The following is a 17,413-nucleotide window of genomic DNA, read 5'->3' on the forward strand; positions in this document are numbered from 1 at the left end:
CTTGTCATGCTGGTCAAACCGCAACGCAAACATGGCCCGAAGGCCGAAATGAATGTCGTGCCTTACATCGACGTGATGCTGGTGCTGCTGGTGATTTTCATGGTCACGGCACCGATGCTGACCCAAGGGGTGAAAATCGAGTTACCCAAAGTGGCCAGCGAAGCGCTCGTCACCGATACCCGGCAGCGTATCGTGACGTTGTCCGTCAAGGCGCAGGGCGGCTACTACTGGAACCTGGGCGATACCGTCGACACTCAGGCGCAGACCGATCAGGCCGCGAGCCTGGAAGACATGCAGGCGCGCATTGCCCGACTGGTGGCCGAGCGCAACGACACGCAAGTGTTCATCCGCGCGGATGACAAAGCCGATTACGGTCGTGTGGTCGCTGCCATGGCGGCCCTGCAACGCAGTGGCGTGACGCAACTGGGGCTGGTGACCGAGGCGCCGCAATGAACACCCTGACCCTCGACTATCAGCCGCCGCGTCGCGAATGGGGGAACCGGCCCTGGCTGCGCCGCAATGGCCTCGCGGCGGCGGTCGCGCTGGCGTTGCACGGCGCTTTGCTGAGCGGTCTGATGTTCGGCTGGAACGCCTGGGAAAAGCCGCCCGAACCGGTCAGAACCCTAACCACCCAATTACTGATTCTGCCGCCAACGCCAACGCCAACGCCAACGCCCGCGCCTGAGCCGGTTCCAGTGGCGGCGGCACCGGTAAGCGAGCCCGTGCAGGTGCCGCCACCCCCTGCACCTGCATCGTTGCCGGTCAGCAAACCGCTCGAAGCTGTGAAACCGCAGGCAGAGCCGCAACGTCAACCCGACCAGGCTGCAGTGGCCCGCAAGCGCGTCGAAGAGCAAAAGCGCGAGCGCGAGCAACTGCAGAATGCCCAACGCCTGCGCGAGGCCGAGCAGCGCAGGCAGCAGGAACAGCAATTGGCCGAACAGCAACGTCAGCAGATCGAGCAGCAGCGTCAGGCTGAGCAGGCACGCCAGTCCGCCGAGCGTGCCCGCCAGGCGCAGCAGTCAGCACAGCAGCAGGCTGCCCCTGCCGACAGCAGCCAGTACCAGCCGCTGAGCAAGGAGGCCCCGGACTATCCCGAACGGGCGCTGGACAAAGGCATCGAGGGTGATTGCACGGTGGTCTACGACGTGTCACCGCAAGGCACAGTGGTCAACCCGCAAGTGCAGGGTGCCTGCCATCCATTGTTCATCCGTCCGTCACTGGCCGCAGCGCAAACCTTTCGTTATCAGCCACGGGTTGTCGAGGGCAGGGCGGTGACCGTGCCCGGGGTAAAGAATACCTTCCACTATCGGATCAAGTAAGGCTACCGTGTCTGGCAGGCAGTCTTCTGAACCGTGCTCCTGTTTGGCCGCAAATGGCGCACGGATCAACGAGCAAGATTTTTTTCTGCTCTGCTTGACTTCCTTTTCCGAATCAGTAACATAGCGCTCATTCCGCGATAGCTCAGTTGGTAGAGCAAGTGACTGTTAATCACTGGGTCCCTGGTTCGAGTCCAGGTCGTGGAGCCAGATGATATTTCAAAGGCGATGTGTGATGCCTTTGAACAAGAAAAAACCCGCCTGATGGCGGGTTTTTTCGTTTTGGCGCTAATGCAGCGCGGCTTCAGCATTCCTGGCGCCTCAATACGGCGAAATAGTCCCCAGCAAACCAACCGCTATCGCCAACAACAAAAAACCTATCAATGAAAGTCCGAGCTTGCCCATGAGCGTCTCCTGCTGATCGATCTGTCTGTAACGAGTCGCAGGCGCCACTCTTGGCGGTTGGCCTGCGCGTTTCAATGCACTGCCATTATCGTGCTCGGATAGATTCTGGTACAGATTCAGAAACGGCTTAAAAATACGGATCAGTTGTCTTTATGCAAGGCATGAAAACGCTTAGAACGACGCGATGATACGGCCCAGCATTGCCATGGCCTGCTCGCTGCGTTCGTCCCAGGGAGTGCCGTAGTTAAGGCGCGCGCAATTCTTGAAGCGCCGTGACGCGGAAAAGATCGGGCCGGGTGCGAGGCTGATGCCCTGCGCGAGCGCGAGTTGAAAGAGCTGCAGCGAATCAACCTGCTCGGGGAATTCGAACCACAGAAAGTAGCCGCCGACGGGGCGGGTGACGCGTGTCGCCGCCGGGAAATAGCGGGCGGCAGCGGCGAGCATCGCGCCTTGTTGCAGTTCGAGGGTGTCGCGCAGCTTACGCAGATGGCGGTCATAGCCGCCGTGCTTGAGGTAGTCGGCGAGCGCGGCCTGAGCGCGGACCGAAGGGGAGAGGGTGGTCATGAGCTTGAGGCGGTCAATCTGCTCGGTGTAACGCCCGCCTGCCACCCAGCCGACCCGATAGCCGGGCGCGAGGGTCTTGGAAAACGAGCTGCAGTGCATCACCAGTCCGCTGCGGTCCAGGCTTTTCACCGGGTGAGGCGCCTTGGCGCCGTAATACAGTTCGGCGTACACATCGTCCTCGATCAACGGGATTTGATGCTGTTCCAGCAGGTCGTAGAGCCTGATCCTGTTTTCCTGAGTCATGCTCGCGCCCAATGGGTTCTGAAAGCTGCTCATGAACCAGCAAGCCTTGATCGGCAGGCGTGTCAGGCTGTCCTGCAGCGAATCGAGGTCCACCCCGTCACGCGGATGCACGGGGATTTCGACGGCTTTCAGCTTCAGACGCTCCAGCACTTGAAGGCAGGCATAGAACGCCGGAGCTTCGATGGCGACCAGGTCGCCGGGCTCGGTGACGCACTGCAGGCACAGGTTCAGGGCTTCCATGGCGCCATTGGTGATGACCAGTTCGTCAGCGGGCAAGCGCACGCCACTGATCATGTAGCGCAGGGCGATCTGTCGGCGCAGCTCGGGGTTTCCGGTGGTCATGTCGCTGACGATGCCCGCAGGCGTCAGCGCACGCATAGCTGAAGCCATCGACTTTGCCAGGCTCGCCAACGGATACAGGTGCGGGCTGGGAAACGCCGAGCCAAATGGCACGGTGTCCGGGTCCTTGAGCGAGCCGAGCACTGAAAAGATCAGGTCGCTGACACCCAGTTCGGTGCCTTCGCTGGCGTGTCTGATCAGTTCAGGTTCGGTCAGTGCATTGGCGGCATGCTCGCGCACGTAATACCCGGAGCGTGCGCGGGCCTGAATCAGTCCCTTGTCTTCCAGCAGGTAATAGGCCTTGAAGACCGTCGCCGGGCTGACGGACCAGGTGCGACTCGCGACGCGTACGGACGGGACTTTTTCCCCGGCGGGCAGGACGCCGCTGCGAATCATTTCCGAGATGTCGGCGGCGAATTTTTCGTAACGTTTCATAAGCGGCATCGAATGAACAAGGCTGCATCATGAGCGAAACCGGCCATAACGAACAGAGACACAACAGCTGTAAAAAACAGAATCAGATGGCTTGTTCACGTGTTTCAGGGTGTTGCGCCATCCGTCACTCAGGTCGTTCGGGAAGATGACTTGCGCTTGAATCACTCAAACGGATAGGTCTATGATGCCAGCGCCTTACGACCCATCGAAGGAAATAGACGTGTCCCGTTCCAACTGGCTGCCTACGCCGCCTTAGCGCTACGCCCCCCTCGCAACACCTGACTGCCTTCTTGCTGCAGTCGCCCGTTGCTGCGCCCGTTTTTTGGTCGCCGCCACTCCCAGTCTGACTACTTAATCGAAAACCGATGCTCCTGCTCGTCCGGCAATCGCTGCCGTGCGTCTTGCTGCGTCTGTCACAGGTATTTCCATGCTCGAAAAAATCAAAGCTACGTGGTTTTCCAACGTTCGTGCCGATGTATTGGCCGGGCTGGTTGTTGCATTGGCCCTGATTCCAGAGGCCATCGCGTTCTCCATCATCACCGGGGTAGACCCGAAAGTCGGGCTTTACGCGTCGTTCTGTATCTGCGTGGTCATCGCGTTCGTGGGCGGGCGCCCGGCGATGATTTCTGCGGCTACAGGTGCGATGGCCTTGCTGATGGTGAATCTGGTCAAAGAGCACGGGCTTCAGTATTTGCTGGCCGCCACCTTGCTCTGCGGCGTATTACAGATCATCGCCGGCTATCTGCGCCTGGGTGAGTTGATGCGCTTCGTTTCACGCTCGGTGGTTACCGGGTTCGTGAATGCACTGGCGATTCTGATTTTCATGGCCCAGTTGCCGGAATTGACCCATGTGACCTGGCCGGTTTACGCGATGACCGCAGCGGGCCTGGCAATCATCTACCTGTTCCCGCGCGTGCCGGTGCTGGGCAAGTTGCTGCCTTCGCCGCTGGTGTGCATTCTGGTGCTCACCGCAATTTCCATTTACATGGGGCTTGATGTACGAACCGTGGGTGACATGGGCGCAATGCCCGACAGTCTGCCGACCTTCATGTGGCCGGACGTCGCGCTCAATCTCGACACACTGCTGATCATTCTGCCGTATTCCGCCGCGCTGGCCGTGGTGGGCCTGCTGGAGTCGATGATGACCGCGACCATCGTCGATGACCTGACTGATACCGCCAGTGACCGAAACCGTGAGTGCAAAGGGCAGGGCATTGCCAATATCGCCACGGGTCTGATCGGTGGCATGGCTGGCTGCGCCATGATCGGCCAGTCGATGATCAACGTGAAGTCTGGCGGCAGAACACGTCTTTCAACCCTCAGCGCAGGTTTACTGCTGTTGATCATGATGCTGTTTCTGGGCGAATGGCTGGCGCGTATACCGATGGCGGCGCTGGTGGCGGTGATGATCATGGTATCGATCAGTACCTTCAGTTGGGGATCGATCCGCAACCTCAAGGAATACCCGCTCTCGACCAACATCGTGATGGTGGTCACCGTGGTGGTGGTCGTGGCTACCCATAACCTTGCCTATGGTGTGCTGGTCGGTTCTCTGCTTGCCTCGATGTTCTTTGCCAGCAAGATCGCTCACTTCCTCGATGTCACGTCGCATCGTGATCCCTTCCACAGCCATCGCACCTACTACGTGACCGGCCAGGTATTCTTCGCCTCCGCTGACCGTTTCATGGCCTCATTCGACCTGCGCGAAAGCCTCGAGACACTGGTCATCGATCTGCGCGAGGCGCATTTTTGGGACATCACCGCTGTGGCCGCATTGGACAAGGTGGTTTTGAAACTGAGAAAGGCGGGCATCAGCGTCGACGTTATCGGCATGAACCGGGCCACCGCTACGCTGGTGGACCGCTTTGGTGTGCATGACAAGCCGGACGGTATCGATTCGTTGATGGGGCACTGATCTGCGGGGCCGGGCAGGCAGGCTCAGCCCGGAATCTCCAGGCGGATGACTGATCCTCCGCCTGGCCTGTTGCGGACCTCGATAGTGCCGTCGTGCTCGAGACAAATCGCTCTGGCGATGGACAGGCCAAGGCCGCTGCCTCCCGAATAGCGCGCCCGCGAACGTTCGGCACGCCAGAAGCGGTCGAACACCTGTTCGAGGTTCTCCGAGTCAAAGCCGGGGCCGCGGTCCGAGACGGTCAGTTCCATGCGCGCTGCGCTGGCTTTGCCAACAATCAGCAGCTCACCACCCATCGCCGAATAGCGCAGCGCGTTATCGACGAGAATATTCACGACCTGACCGATCCGGTCACGGTCGGCGTTGACGGTCAATTTCCGCGGGATATCGATCGTCACGGCGACACCTGCCTCATCGAGCGGCGTGGCAAACCAGCCCAGACGTTCGACCACCAGTTTCTCAAGGGAAAACTCCGTCTTGTCCAGGGTCAACTGACCCGCGCTGGCGAGCGAGAGCAGGTGCAGATCACTCACCAGTTTGTTCAACTGGCCGAGCTGGCGGTGGACCATTTCCAGTTGTGCCAGGTCACACGGGAACACTTCGTCGATCATGCCTTGTATGCGTCCCATGGCGGCATTCAGTGGCGTGCGCAGCTCATGGGCAATCATGGCACTGGACTCGCTGACTTCCAGTTCGTAACGGCCGAGCTGAGTGGTCATGGTATTGAAGTCGCTGACCAGCGCCTGCAATTCGTCCGGGTCGTTGGCGCTCATCGGCAGGCGCGTCTTGAAGTCACCCTGGGCGACCTGACGTGCGCCTCTGGCAATCGAGGAGAACTGGCTGGAAAGCGGACGGGAAAACAGAAAGCCGAAGAATATGATGATCGGGATCGCGATCGACACCAGCGCTGCCAGCACCCACCATTCCTTGTTGGCAATGCCCGGCAGCAGGTTTTCGATCGGGTAATACTCGAAGAACAGTTCGCGCAGCTTGACCATGTCCAGGGTGGGCTCGGCCTGCAGCCGCAGGAACTCCATGCGCACGTCGGCCGGCATTGCCTGCAGGGTGAGCCAGTCAGAGACCGTGACGTGTAGCCACATGCAGAACGCGATCACGATGACCGCACCGACGGCGAGCATGCTCATGCGCATGCCGACCCAGTGCCACAACGGTTTTTGTCTGTGCCTGAAAAAATCTCGCATGAAGATCACCTGAACCGATAGCCGACCGAACGGACGGTGACCAGCACGTTTTCCACGCCATGGATTTCCAGCTTGCGCCGCAGGTTATGCACATGCGCATCGACAACCCTGGCCAGCGCTTCGCTGTCGGGAAGGCAGATTTCCAGCAGTTCTTCGCGAGTGAAGGCCTTGGACGGCGTTTTCAGCAGCGTTGAAAGGATCTTGAACTCGGTAGGTGTCAGGTCGAGTACGGTCTCTGCGCCATCCTGACCTTCAATGATCGCGGTGACCGCATCCAGCTCCACCAGCAGGTTCTGGTAGCGCAAATGACGCTCGTTGTTGCCGTTCTGCTGGAAGCGCCGCAGAACCGCATGCACGCGGGCCACCACTTCTCGCGGGTTGTAGGGCTTGACCACGTAATCGTCGGCCCCATAGCGCAAGGCGCCGAGTTTTTCCGGTTCGTCGCCCATGGCGGTGACCATGATCACCGGCGTGTCGCTGCAGCGCCGGACGGCCGACAGCACGTCGGTGCCACTGACAAGCGGCAGCATGACGTCCAGCAGAATCAGGTCGGGTTTCCACTGACGGTGCATATCGATACCGCGCTGACCGTTTTCGGCCAGCCCGACGTTGAAACCGTCACGACGCAGGTAAGCCTCGAGAATGCTGGCACTGTCGGCGTCGTCTTCAACGATAAGAATGCGTTTTCCTGACACGAGCGCGCCTCTTGATCAAATCTTGATAATTCACGAACGGTTTGTTGAAAGTCGACGTTCAGGATGCTGTCCAGAGCCCACTGTCGCGGACAGATCCTATGCCGATGAGTACACCGCTGTCCAAGCGTATCCGCAACCGCCGCTGGCGTTGCCTGGCCATGCTGGCGAGCCTGACTCTTTCGGGCTGCTCGTTGATACCGGCCTATCAGCGTCCGGCGTTGCCGGTCCCGGTCGATCAGGTGTCTGCTGTGGTCGCGGCTCCGAATACCTCAACCGCCCTGGTGCTCAGTGCCGACGAAGAAGCGCTGGCTGACGAGTTGTCGCCAAAAGGCGAACTGCGCCGGTTGCTGCAATCGGCCCTCGCGTTCAATCGCGATTTTCGTGTGGCGGTGCTGCGTGTGGAGGAGGCCAGGGCAATGCGCGGCATTGCCCGCGCCGATCGTTTTCCGACCCTTGCTGCAGGTGTCGAGCGCGATCGTCAGCACTTCGATAATGCGGCCGCCGACGAGCGTTATGGCCAGGACATTTCCATCGCGTCGGTGGGCGTCTCTGACTTTGAACTGGATTTCTTCGGGCGCGTGCGCAGCCTGTCAGAGGCGGCGCGGCACGATTATCTGGCCAGCACCTACGGCCAGCAGGCGGCACGCAGTGCGTTGATTGCGGAAGTCGCCCGCGCCTGGCTGGCCGAGCGTCTGGCCGCTGCCGTGCAACAGGATGCGCAGGCGGTTCACGAGGCCCGGCTGATGCTGGTCAAGGCGGCCGAAGAGCAGCAGCGTCAAGGTGCGCTTTCGCTGGATGATCTGATGGCACAGCGCCTCGACACCCTGAGCGCGCAACAGCAGGTACAGGATGCGGCAAGCGATCACGCCAACGCGTCGCAGGCCTTGTTGTTACTCACCGGCTATTCGACGGTATTGCCCGTCAGCACGCCAGACACCCCTGCGCTGACCACCGCGCTGGTCGAGACGCCGTCCTGGCTGTCGAATCTGCCGTCTCAGCGTCTGCTGGAACGCTTTGACATCCGTCAGCGCGAAGAAGCCCTCAAGGCCAGCAATGCCAACATTGGTGCTGCCCGTGCGGCGTTCTTTCCGTCCATAAAACTCAGTACCGGCGTGGGCTTGCAGAGCGACAGCCTGCGCACCTTGTTCAGCAACGGCAGCGGGGCCTGGCTGTTTACGCCGCAGTTGAATCTGCCGCTGTTCGACGGCGGGCGTAATCAGGCCAACCTGGACCTTGCCAAGGTGCGTCAGCAGATCGCGGTGGCCGAGTATGAAAAGGCTGTGCAGAACGCCTTCCGTGAAATGTCCGCTGTGCTGACCCGCCGTCAGCAGGCCCTGAACCATGTCCGCAACGAGGTCGAGCGGGTTGCGCTGGTCCAGGAAAAAGTGCGGCGCCTGTCCTTTGAACTTAATGCGGGCGCCGTCGAGCGCACTGCATTGCTGGTTTCCACTCTCCGTATTGCCGAAGCCGACGCAGCCGCTCGCAAGTCCCTCGATGCTCTGCAGCAAAACCGCATCGATCTGTTTCGAGTGCTGCACGGAGCAGAACCGACAACCCCACCCCAATCCTGAATGACACCGGAGTATCCCCATGAGCCCTGCAATCTCTCGTACTCACCTGCGGTCTGCGCTGCTTAAACCTTTGCTGACCGTGTTGATCACCTCTGCGGCCATGACCCTGGCAGGTCAGGCCTGCGCCCAAGACAGCACTGCTGAAAGTCAGTCGATGCTGGGTGACCGGTTCAACGTCAATTTCGGGCTCGGCATGGCCGTGCTGCCGCGCTACATGGGGGCCGATGAATACCGCAGTCAGGTGGTGCCCATGCTGACGGTCCAGCGCGGCATCTTTTTCGCCGATACCACGCGCGGCCTGGGGCTGCAATGGCAGTCGGATTCCGGGTTCGGTGCCAGCGCTGCACTCAATTACGATTTCGGTCGTACCGAGAAAAACAGCACGAATCGGCCTGGTTCCAACGAACTGAGAGGGATGGGCACCGTCAAGGGCGCGACCGTTGGCGACTTCATGGTTTCCCAGCAACTCATGCCGTGGCTTTCCGTCAGTGCCGAGGCCGAACTGCGGGTGGCTGGTGAAAAACGTGGCAATCGTTACCGGTTGGGTTTCGAGGGCATCGCCTACCACAGTCAGACCGATACGGTGACCCTCGACATCGATGCGCACGCTGGTGACGGCCGTTACAACCAGACCTATTTCGGCGTGAGCCCGATCCAGAGTCAGCGCACCGGCTTCTCCAGTTTCAGCGCAGACAGCGGCATTTACGCCTACTCGGCGGCGCTCGCCTGGCAGCATACCTTCGACGCCCACTGGTCAACCGTCGCAAGCGTCGGGGTAACGCATTACACCGACCAGACCCGCGGCAGTCCGCTGGTCGAGACCGATGCCGAAGGCAGTGGCCTGATTGCCTTGAATTACGCTTTCTGAAGGGTTGAAGCCTGCCATGCGATTGAATCCTGATGCGTTTCCGGCCCTACGGCGGTGTGTGTCGCGCGCTTGCGGCGTCGTGCTGATCACTCTGATGATCAGTGGCTGCGGTGATAAACAGACGGCCAGCGTTCCGCCTGTCCGGGCTGTCAAGGTTGAGACGGTGCGGGCAGGAGAGGGCGCTGCGTTGCGCTTCACTGGCACCGTTCGGCAGCAGGATCGCGCCAGTCTGGCTTTCGAATCGGCAGGCACCCTGACAGAACTGCGGGCCGACATTGGTGATAGCGTCAAGCCGGGCCAGGTGCTCGCCCGCCTTGATCCGCAGCCTGCGCAATTGCGTCTGCAGGAGGCGCAGGCCGCTTTGCGTCTGGCCCGGGCCCAGGCGCTGGAGCGCCAGCGTAACTACCAGCGTCAGCAAAACCTGCTCGCAGCGGGCAGTGTCGCCCAGAGCGTGGTCGAGTCGGCCCAGTCGTCCAGTGAACAAGCCAGCGCCGAGCTGATGCGCACGCAAGCCGAGCTGGACCTGGCCCGTCGCGAACTGGATCGCACCCTTTGCCGGGCGCGTGGTGGCCCGTCATGCACAACCGCAGAGCTTGTTGCCCGCCGGACAGGTGGTGCTGGATATAGAGTCCGCCGCAGAGCAACAAGTGGTGGCGGCTGTTCCGTTGGCACTTGCCGAGTCGCTTGAGCCGGGCGACCTCGCCAGCGCCTCCAGCAGCGCAGACGGTACGGTAGGGTTTGATCTCGCCTTGGAAGGCATTTCGCCCCGCGCCGATGACGGGCTGGTCAGAACGGCCGTGTTCCGAGTGCTGCGGCCTGCCGGCAGGCTGCCCAGTGGCGTCACGCTGCTTGTGCAAATGCATCCCGCTGCCGACTCACAGACGCTGTCGGTTCCAGTGCAAGCGTTAAGGATGGGTGCCAACAGCCACCTTGCTGAAGTCTTCGTTTACCAGGCGGGAGGAACAGTCGCCGTACGCTCCGTGACGCTGGGTATGGTCAGAGAAGGTCGGGCACTGGTCGTCAGCGGGCTGGTCGCAGGTGAGCAGGTGGTCACTGCCGGCACCGCCTTTCTGCAGGACGGTCAGCCCGTCACGCTGTTTCATTCAGACACTCGCCTGACCGGTGACGCGCAATGAACCTTACCTCCCGCGCCATGGGCGCAAGCCGCCTGACGCTGTTTGCCGCCTTGCTGATTTTGCTGGCCGGTGTTGTCACGTTTTTGAGCTTTCCTTCTCAGGAAGAACCTTCGGTGACCGTTCGCGACGCACTGGTCAGCGTGTCTCTGGAAGGGCTGTCCGCAGAGCGCACCGAGGAACTGCTCGCCAGGCCGCTCGAAGAGCGTATCCGTGAACTGGCCGAGATCAAGAACGTGCTCACCACGGTCCAGCCTGGCAGAGTGATCGTGCAGGTTACGGCGTATGACAACGTCAAGGATCTCGGGCTGCTGTGGCAACGGCTCCGGGCGAAGGTGAGTGAAACGAGCGGTGGTTTTCCGCCCGGCACCCAAGGGCCTTTTGTCGATGATGATTTCGGTCGCGTCGCCGTGGCTTCGATCGCGCTGACCGCGCCGGGCTTCACCATGAGCGAGATGCGCGGCCCGATCAAGCGCTTGCGTAATCAGCTTTATGAGCTCAAGGGCGTCGATCAGGTCCAGCTGTATGGGCTGCAGGATGAACGCATTTACCTCGACTTCAATCACCAGACGCTGGCCGCCGCCGGACTTTCTCCGCAACAGCTGCTTCAGCAACTGCAGGCCCGCAACCTGATCGCGACGGGAGGCAACCCGGTGATCGGGCAGCAGAGCACTACGCTTTCGATCAGTGGCGAGGTGCTTTCGCCGGAGCAGCTTCGGCAGTTCCCGGTGCAGTTGCCCAGTGGTCAGAAGGTCGCGTTGCAGAACCTGAGCAGGGTATCGGTGAGCCCTGTCGATCCGCCGGAAACCGAAGCGATCTATCAGGGACAGGATGCTGTGGTACTGGCCGTTTCGATGCAGCCAGGCCTCAATGTGCAAACCTTCGGTAATGCCTTGCGCAAGCGACTCGCTGAGCTGGAGCAGCAACTTCCGACGGGTTTTACCTTGCACGTGGTGACCTTCCAGTCCAGCGTGGTCGAGCACGAGATGAGCAAGATGTATCACGTCATGGCCGAGACGGTGGTGATCGTGATGTGCGTGGTCATGCTGTTTCTGGGCTGGCGCACCGGGCTGGTGGTCGGGGTGATTGTGCCCTTGACCATCCTCAGTACGCTGCTGGTCATGCGCGCACTGGGGATCGAGCTGCAGACGGTGTCGATTGCCGCGATCATCCTGGCGCTGGGCTTGCTGGTGAACAACGGCATTGTCATCGCCGAAGACATCGAGCGACGCCTGCATGCGGGGGAGGATCGACAGCGCGCCTGTGAGGAGGCCGGGCGCACCTTGATGATCCCTCTGCTGACTTCTTCACTGGTCATCGTCCTGGCGTTTTCGCCCTTCTTTCTGGGGCAGACCAGTACCAACGAATACCTGCGTTCGCTGGCAGTTGTGCTCGCCACGACGCTGATCAGCTCCTGGCTGCTCAGCATCACGGTGACGCCTCTGTTGTGCTTTTACTTCGCCAGGGTGCCGGCCGGCAAAACGTCGGCGGGTCATGCCGATGAGTATGCATCGCTGTTCTACCGTGGCTATCGAAAGGTCATCGAGCGTTTGCTGAATCACTCGCTGCTCTTCATCGCCTGCATGATGGGTTTGCTGGCATTGGCGGTCGTGGTGTTGACCCGGGTGCCGTACGATTTTCTGCCGAAGTCGGACCGCATGCAGTTCCAGATTCCGCTGGTGCTCGAGTCCGGCAGCAGCTCGCGAGACACGTCGCGAGCGGTGCGTGATATCAGCCAGTGGCTAAGCAGCGATCAGGATGTGGAACACAGCATTGGTTATGTCGCCAGTGGCGGGCCGCGGATCGTGCTTGGCCTCAATCCCCCTTTGCCCGCGCCGAATATCGCGTATTTCACTGTCAGCGTGCGCGAAGGTGCCGACCTCGATGCGGTGATCGAGCGCACACGGCAGTTTATCCTCGCGCAGCACCCCGAAATCGAAGCGCAGCCCAAACGATTCTCGATGGGCACCACCGAGGCGGGGATTGCGGTCTACCGGGTCATCGGTCCTGATGAGGAAGTATTGCGCGGTACTGCCCGACAGATCGAGCAGGCGTTGTCGGCGTTGCCCGGAACCCTGGATGTCCACGATGACTGGCGGACGCGATTGCTGCGTTACGACGTTGTTGTCGATTCGTACAAGGCCCTGCAGGCCGGTGTTGCCACTCAGGACGTCGCCCAGGCCCTGCAACTGAGAAACAGCGGGCTGTCCGTGTCGTCGCTGCAGGATGGCGATACTGCTGTCGCCATTGTGGCGCGCGAGCAGAGCACCCTGAGCAAACCGGGCAATGATCTGGACAGCACCCTGATTTACCCGGCTTCCGGGGGCGCGCCGGTGATGTTGTCGGCCATTGCCACTGTCGAGCCCAGGGCCGAGGCATCGACTATTCAGCGGCGTAATCTGCAACGCGCAATCACGGTGGTGGGGCACAATCCGTCAATGACGGCGACCTCGATCGTCGAACAGTTGGCACCGCAGATAGCTGCAATCAGCCTGCCGGCGGGTTACCACATCGAACCGGGTGGCGAAATTGAAGACTCGGCCGAAGCCAATCAGGCGCTGTTGCAGTACATGCCACATGCACTGGTCGCGATGCTGTTGTTGTTCGTCTGGCAGTTCAATTCGTTCCGCAAGCTGCTGATCGTCATCTCCAGCGTGCCCTTCGTGCTGATCGGCGTGGCGCTGGCGTTGGTGCTCACCGGCTATCCGTTCGGCTTCATGGCCACCTTCGGGCTGCTGTCGCTGGCCGGCATCATCGTCAACAACGCCGTGCTGCTGCTCGAGCGTATCGAGGCTGAACGCGAGCAAGGCCTGGCGGTGCGTGATGCAGTGGTCAATGCAGCGATCAAGCGCTTGCGGCCGATCGTGATGACCAAACTGACCTGCATCATCGGGCTGGTGCCGCTGATGCTGTTTGCCGGCCCGCTCTGGGAGGGCATGGCGATCACCATCATGGGTGGCCTTGCGTTGGGTACGCTGGTGACACTGGGCCTGATTCCGATCCTCTACGCGCTGCTGTTCGACCGCTTCGAGCGCTGGCGCAAGGCGAGCTGAGCCATGACGGCCGGTGCGTGTGTAGGGTATGGTCCTGAGAAAACCTCGATGATCGAACACAAGGATGAAACACATGCGCTCATTTACCCGTTCGCCACTGGCCGCCCATCTCGCCCTGGCGCTTGCGTTGACAGCTCTGGCACCGGCGGCCATGGCCGAACAGCACAAGGCCATCCAGGCGGATGCCGAGCAATACAAGGACGACGCCTTGAAACTGCTGGAGCGTCTGGTGAACATCGACTCGGGTTCCGGGTATGTACCGGGCCTGACCAAGGTCAGCGACATCGCGATCGAAGAACTGAAAAAGCTCGGTGCCACCATCGAGCTCGTTCCAAATACGCCAGAAGCCAGCAACCACGTCATCGCCACCCTGAAAGGCACCGGCAAGGCGAAGATTCTGCTGATGGCGCACATGGACACCGTGTTCAAGGAAGGCTCCGCGGCCGAGCGTCCGTTTCACATCAAGGACGGGCGTGCCTATGGCCCAGGGGTGATGGATGACAAGGGCGGCATCGTTGCGGCTATCTATGCACTGAAGGTGCTGCACAACCTGAAATTCACCGACTACGCGCAAATCACGGTGTTGCTCGACGCCAGTGAGGAGACCGGCTCAGGCGTTGCTACCGAGCTGATCAAGAAAACCGCGAAGGAGCATGACGTGACGCTCAACCTGGAGCCGGGGCGTCCGGCCGACGGTCTGGTGGTGTGGCGCAAAGGCTCGCCAACCGCGCTGGTCGAAGTCAAGGGCAAGGCCTCGCATGCAGGCGTTGCGCCTGAGCTGGGACGTAACGCCGCGACCGAAGTTGCCCATCAGATCCTGCAACTCGGCAAGCTGGGTGACGAGGAGAAGAAAACCACCATCAACTTCACCGTGCTCAAGGCGGGGGATCGCACCAACGTGATTCCCGATCAGGCCAGCGCCAAGGCCGATGTGCGCGCTGCCGTACCGGAAGAGTTCGACCGCGTCGAGCAGGACCTGGCCAGGGTGTCGGCCAACAAGCTGGTGCCCGATACCGAGGTCAAGACCAGCTTGGTCCGTGGCCTGCCACCGATGCCGCAGACCGCGCAGTCCGATGCATTGGTCGCGATGGCGCAAGGCATCTACGGCGAACTGGGTCGCACCCTGACCATCGAGGGCAGCGGCGGGGCGGCAGATTCAAGCCTGTCTGCCAGCGTGGGTACACCAACGCTGGATGGCTTCGGGATTGTCGGCGGCAATATCCATACGCCCGAAGAGTATGCCGAAGTGGGCAGCGTGGCGCCGCGGATCTACTTGCTGTCGCGAATGATCATGAAGTTGTCCGGGCAACAGTGATTCGATAGGCCTCCCGTGCGTGGCGCGGGAGGCTGTAGAGTCGATGACTCGCTTTTAAACAAATGCAGGGCTGCACACCTCGCGATACTGCATACAGCGGGAGACGGCACTGATTCTGGCATAGCGGTTCATTGTCGAGTGTTGGCCGACAACTAGTTGTTATTGCTCATCCCCGTTTTGCTCATGCGCCACACCACAGGGTTTGATCGAAACCTGCTGCCTCTGTTTTACACCCCGTCCATGCAAAAAAGGACCGTCGGCGCCGATCCAGAGCCCTGAAAGGTCCGCATGCTTGCGCCTGTTTCCTTAGACCATAGTCATTTTACTAGTGTATCTGCGGCCTTGACACGATCCGGTTTTCGCGTGCTAGCCGATCAGCATTTCTGCATATATTTAATTATGACCTTAATACTATGTCGAAAAGATACGCTGTCCCCTATCAATATTAAGCACATGACCCTTGAGCGCTGGCTAAAGGTCAGTGTTGTAAAAATAAGCTTTAAAAAAAGTTCAACAAATCGGATACAAGGTCGATACAAATATTTGACGCCGCTATGATGGCGTTCTAGTATTGCCCACCTTTTTGATATCAATATGCTACCGCAAGGACGCGCCGTGTATCCTCATGCCCTAAAACTGGCTTTGCTGCTACTGCTCGCCATCGCGCCAGCTACATCGCTTGCAGCCACTGCTCCCGCCAGTTTGCCAGGTGACCAGGATCTTATTCGTGACCGTCAGGATCGCCTGCTCGAAGAGCAGCGCCGCCGTCTTGAAGAACTCAAGGACCTGCCGGGCAAACAAGCCGCACCCGCTGCCCCGAGTTCTCCGGCCGATGCACGTTGTTTCACCATCAATCGTATCGAGCTCAAGGGCGCCGACTCGCTGTCGGCCGCCGAGCGCGATGCGTTGACCAAGCCCTATATTGGCAAGTGCCTTGGTGTTGCGCAGCTCAATGAGCTTCTGAAAGTCATCACCGATCACTACCTCGAAAAAGGCCTGGTGACGACTCGCGCCTACCTGCCGCAACAGGACCTGTCGACAGGCGACCTGCAAGTGTTGGTCATCGAAGGCAAGCTGGAGCATCTGCGTGGCGATGCCGCCAGCGGCCTGTCGGCGCGTGAGCTGGCCATGACGTTTCCCGGTAAAGAAGGCCAGATGGTCAACCTGCGCGAAATCGAGCAGATGGTCGATCAGCTCAATCGCCTGCCATCCAATCAGGCGCAGATGGAACTGACCCCCGGCCAAGTCGTCGGCGGCAGTGACGTAGTGGTCAAGAACACTCCGCAAAAACCATGGCGGGCCAACCTGTCGCGTACCAACGAAGGTCAGCGCAGCACCGGCGAGCAGCAATGGAACGCTGGCCTTGAGTGGGATAATCCGTTGGGGCTGGCCGACCAGTTCAGCCTGCGCGGCGGCCACGATGCGATCAGCGATCGGCAGAAAGCCTCCCGCAACGCCTCGCTTGCCTACAGCCTGCCGTGGGGCTGGTGGACGTTCAGCTACCTGTACAACACCAGTGAATATCGTTCGGTGGCGCAGGCCTCGAACGTCAACTTCAAGCAGGACGGCGATAGCCAGAACCACCAGTTCAAGGCCGAGCGGGTCGTGTATCGCGACGCGCTGAGCAAGACCTCGCTCAATGCCGGTCTGTCCTACCTGCGCACCAACAATTATGTCGAAGACAGCAAGCTGGCGGTCAGCAGCAATCGCATCACCGAGGCGCAGTTCGGTATCAACCATGGGCGGCGGGTTGGCTCGGCGTTCGTCAACATCGATCTGGGCATGCAGCAAGGCATCGGTGCACTGGACGCGCAGGGCAACCACGATCCTCGCCCGGGTGAGGCTGATGCACGTTATCGCAAATACACCGGCACCCTCAGCTACCTGCACCCCTTTCAACTGTGGGGCGAAAACCTGAGCTTCACCAGCCTGGCCACCGGGCAGCGCAGTGAGGATGTGCTGTTCAGCTCGCAACGCACCAGCCTGGGCGGATCAGCATCGGTGCGCGGTTACAAGGATGAGTTTCTGTCTGGCGACAGCGGTGGTTATTGGCGTAACGAGTTGCGCCTGACTCGCCCGGTCGCCCTGGACTGGCTGCGCCCGGTGTTCGCCGAGTATGGCGCGGCTGCCGGTTACGACCAGGGTGTTATCCGCAACGATCGTTACAACGGCAGTCAGCATGGGCGCTTGTCCAGTAACTCGTTCGAGCTGTTTACGCGTGGCCAGCACGTTGCTGCCTCAGTGACGTTCGCTCATTCCCTGGAACGTCCCGATGTGATCGAGCGCGAAGCGCCGATCTATTTCCGTATGGACTTTTTCCTCTAACCACACCGTATTCAACCTACCTGTTCCGAGGTCATTT

General features: G+C 60.4%; 14 protein-coding genes and 1 tRNA gene. 11 read left to right on the forward strand and 4 right to left on the reverse strand.

Features of this window, described 5'->3' with window-relative positions; genetic code table 11:
* Nucleotides 1–6 precede the first annotated feature (6 nt).
* From tolR to ACW55A_RS19285, 4 genes are all read left to right on the forward strand, one after another.
* The gene (gene tolR, locus ACW55A_RS19270; RefSeq protein ID WP_010438726.1) at nt 7–453 is read left to right on the forward strand and encodes a protein TolR; all 447 of its coding nucleotides are present in this window, start codon (nt 7–9) and stop codon (nt 451–453) included.
* On the forward strand, nt 450–1,319 hold the full coding sequence (locus ACW55A_RS19275; RefSeq protein WP_498811131.1) for an energy transducer TonB: 870 nt from the start codon (nt 450–452) through the stop codon (nt 1,317–1,319). Before tolR ends, ACW55A_RS19275 begins: the two co-directional genes overlap by 4 nt.
* 131 nt (nt 1,320–1,450) lie before the next feature.
* A tRNA-Asn gene (locus ACW55A_RS19280) sits at nt 1,451–1,526 on the forward strand.
* On the forward strand, nt 1,518–1,703 hold the full coding sequence (locus tag ACW55A_RS19285) for a hypothetical protein (protein ID WP_455808666.1): 186 nt from the start codon (nt 1,518–1,520) through the stop codon (nt 1,701–1,703). The genes ACW55A_RS19280 and ACW55A_RS19285 overlap by 9 nt, the downstream gene beginning before the upstream one ends.
* A 189-nt stretch (nt 1,704–1,892) precedes the next feature.
* Here the strand turns inward: ACW55A_RS19285 and mapR are convergent, their stop codons facing one another.
* On the reverse strand, nt 1,893–3,302 hold the full coding sequence (gene mapR / locus ACW55A_RS19290) for a GntR family transcriptional regulator MpaR (protein WP_498811132.1): 1,410 nt from the start codon (nt 3,300–3,302) through the stop codon (nt 1,893–1,895).
* Nucleotides 3,303–3,729: 427 nt separating this feature from the next.
* Here mapR and ACW55A_RS19295 point away from each other — a divergent pair, with 427 nt between their 5' ends.
* A complete protein-coding gene (locus ACW55A_RS19295) occupies nt 3,730–5,217 on the forward strand; it encodes a SulP family inorganic anion transporter (RefSeq protein WP_455808668.1) in 1,488 nt (495 codons plus the stop codon).
* Nucleotides 5,218–5,240: 23 nt separating this feature from the next.
* On the opposite strand, the gene ACW55A_RS19300 is transcribed toward ACW55A_RS19295, so the two are convergent.
* Both ACW55A_RS19300 and ACW55A_RS19305 read right to left on the reverse strand, forming a co-directional pair.
* A complete protein-coding gene (locus ACW55A_RS19300; RefSeq protein ID WP_455808669.1) occupies nt 5,241–6,416 on the reverse strand; it encodes a sensor histidine kinase in 1,176 nt (391 codons plus the stop codon).
* A 5-nt stretch (nt 6,417–6,421) separates the two neighbouring features.
* On the reverse strand, nt 6,422–7,111 hold the full coding sequence (locus ACW55A_RS19305; protein ID WP_455808670.1) for a response regulator: 690 nt from the start codon (nt 7,109–7,111) through the stop codon (nt 6,422–6,424).
* A 98-nt stretch (nt 7,112–7,209) separates the two neighbouring features.
* Between ACW55A_RS19305 and ACW55A_RS19310 the strand changes: the two genes are divergently transcribed.
* Nucleotides 7,210–8,682 carry an efflux transporter outer membrane subunit gene (locus tag ACW55A_RS19310; protein ID WP_455808671.1) on the forward strand — a complete coding sequence of 491 codons (1,473 nt, stop codon included), beginning with the start codon at nt 7,210–7,212 and terminating at the stop codon, nt 8,680–8,682.
* Nucleotides 8,683–8,701: 19 nt separating this feature from the next.
* Nucleotides 8,702–9,550: a MipA/OmpV family protein gene (locus tag ACW55A_RS19315; protein WP_096128251.1), complete on the forward strand. Its 849-nt coding sequence runs from the start codon at nt 8,702–8,704 to the stop codon at nt 9,548–9,550.
* 46 nt (nt 9,551–9,596) lie between these two features.
* Here ACW55A_RS19315 and ACW55A_RS19320 read toward each other — a convergent pair whose 3' ends face one another.
* Nucleotides 9,597–10,061, reverse strand: a complete 465-nt coding sequence (locus ACW55A_RS19320; RefSeq protein WP_498811133.1) for a hypothetical protein — start codon at nt 10,059–10,061, stop codon at nt 9,597–9,599.
* 31 nt (nt 10,062–10,092) lie between these two features.
* On the opposite strand from ACW55A_RS19320, the gene ACW55A_RS19325 reads away from it, so the two are divergent.
* The 4 genes from ACW55A_RS19325 to ACW55A_RS19340 all read left to right on the forward strand — a co-directional run bounded on the left by ACW55A_RS19325 (nt 10,093) and on the right by ACW55A_RS19340 (nt 17,376).
* Entirely contained in the window at nt 10,093–10,686 is a 594-nt protein-coding gene (locus ACW55A_RS19325) for an efflux RND transporter periplasmic adaptor subunit (RefSeq protein WP_498811243.1), read from the forward strand.
* Nucleotides 10,683–13,736: an efflux RND transporter permease subunit gene (locus ACW55A_RS19330; protein ID WP_498811134.1), complete on the forward strand. Its 3,054-nt coding sequence runs from the start codon at nt 10,683–10,685 to the stop codon at nt 13,734–13,736. Before ACW55A_RS19325 ends, ACW55A_RS19330 begins: the two co-directional genes overlap by 4 nt.
* Before the next feature lie 73 nt (nt 13,737–13,809).
* The gene (locus ACW55A_RS19335) at nt 13,810–15,051 is read left to right on the forward strand and encodes a M20/M25/M40 family metallo-hydrolase (RefSeq protein WP_498811135.1); all 1,242 of its coding nucleotides are present in this window, start codon (nt 13,810–13,812) and stop codon (nt 15,049–15,051) included.
* Nucleotides 15,052–15,666: 615 nt separating this feature from the next.
* On the forward strand, nt 15,667–17,376 hold the full coding sequence (locus tag ACW55A_RS19340; protein ID WP_498811136.1) for a ShlB/FhaC/HecB family hemolysin secretion/activation protein: 1,710 nt from the start codon (nt 15,667–15,669) through the stop codon (nt 17,374–17,376).
* Nucleotides 17,377–17,413: the final 37 nt, after the last annotated feature.

The organism is Plantibacter cousiniae (nom. nud.), assembly GCF_977070315.1.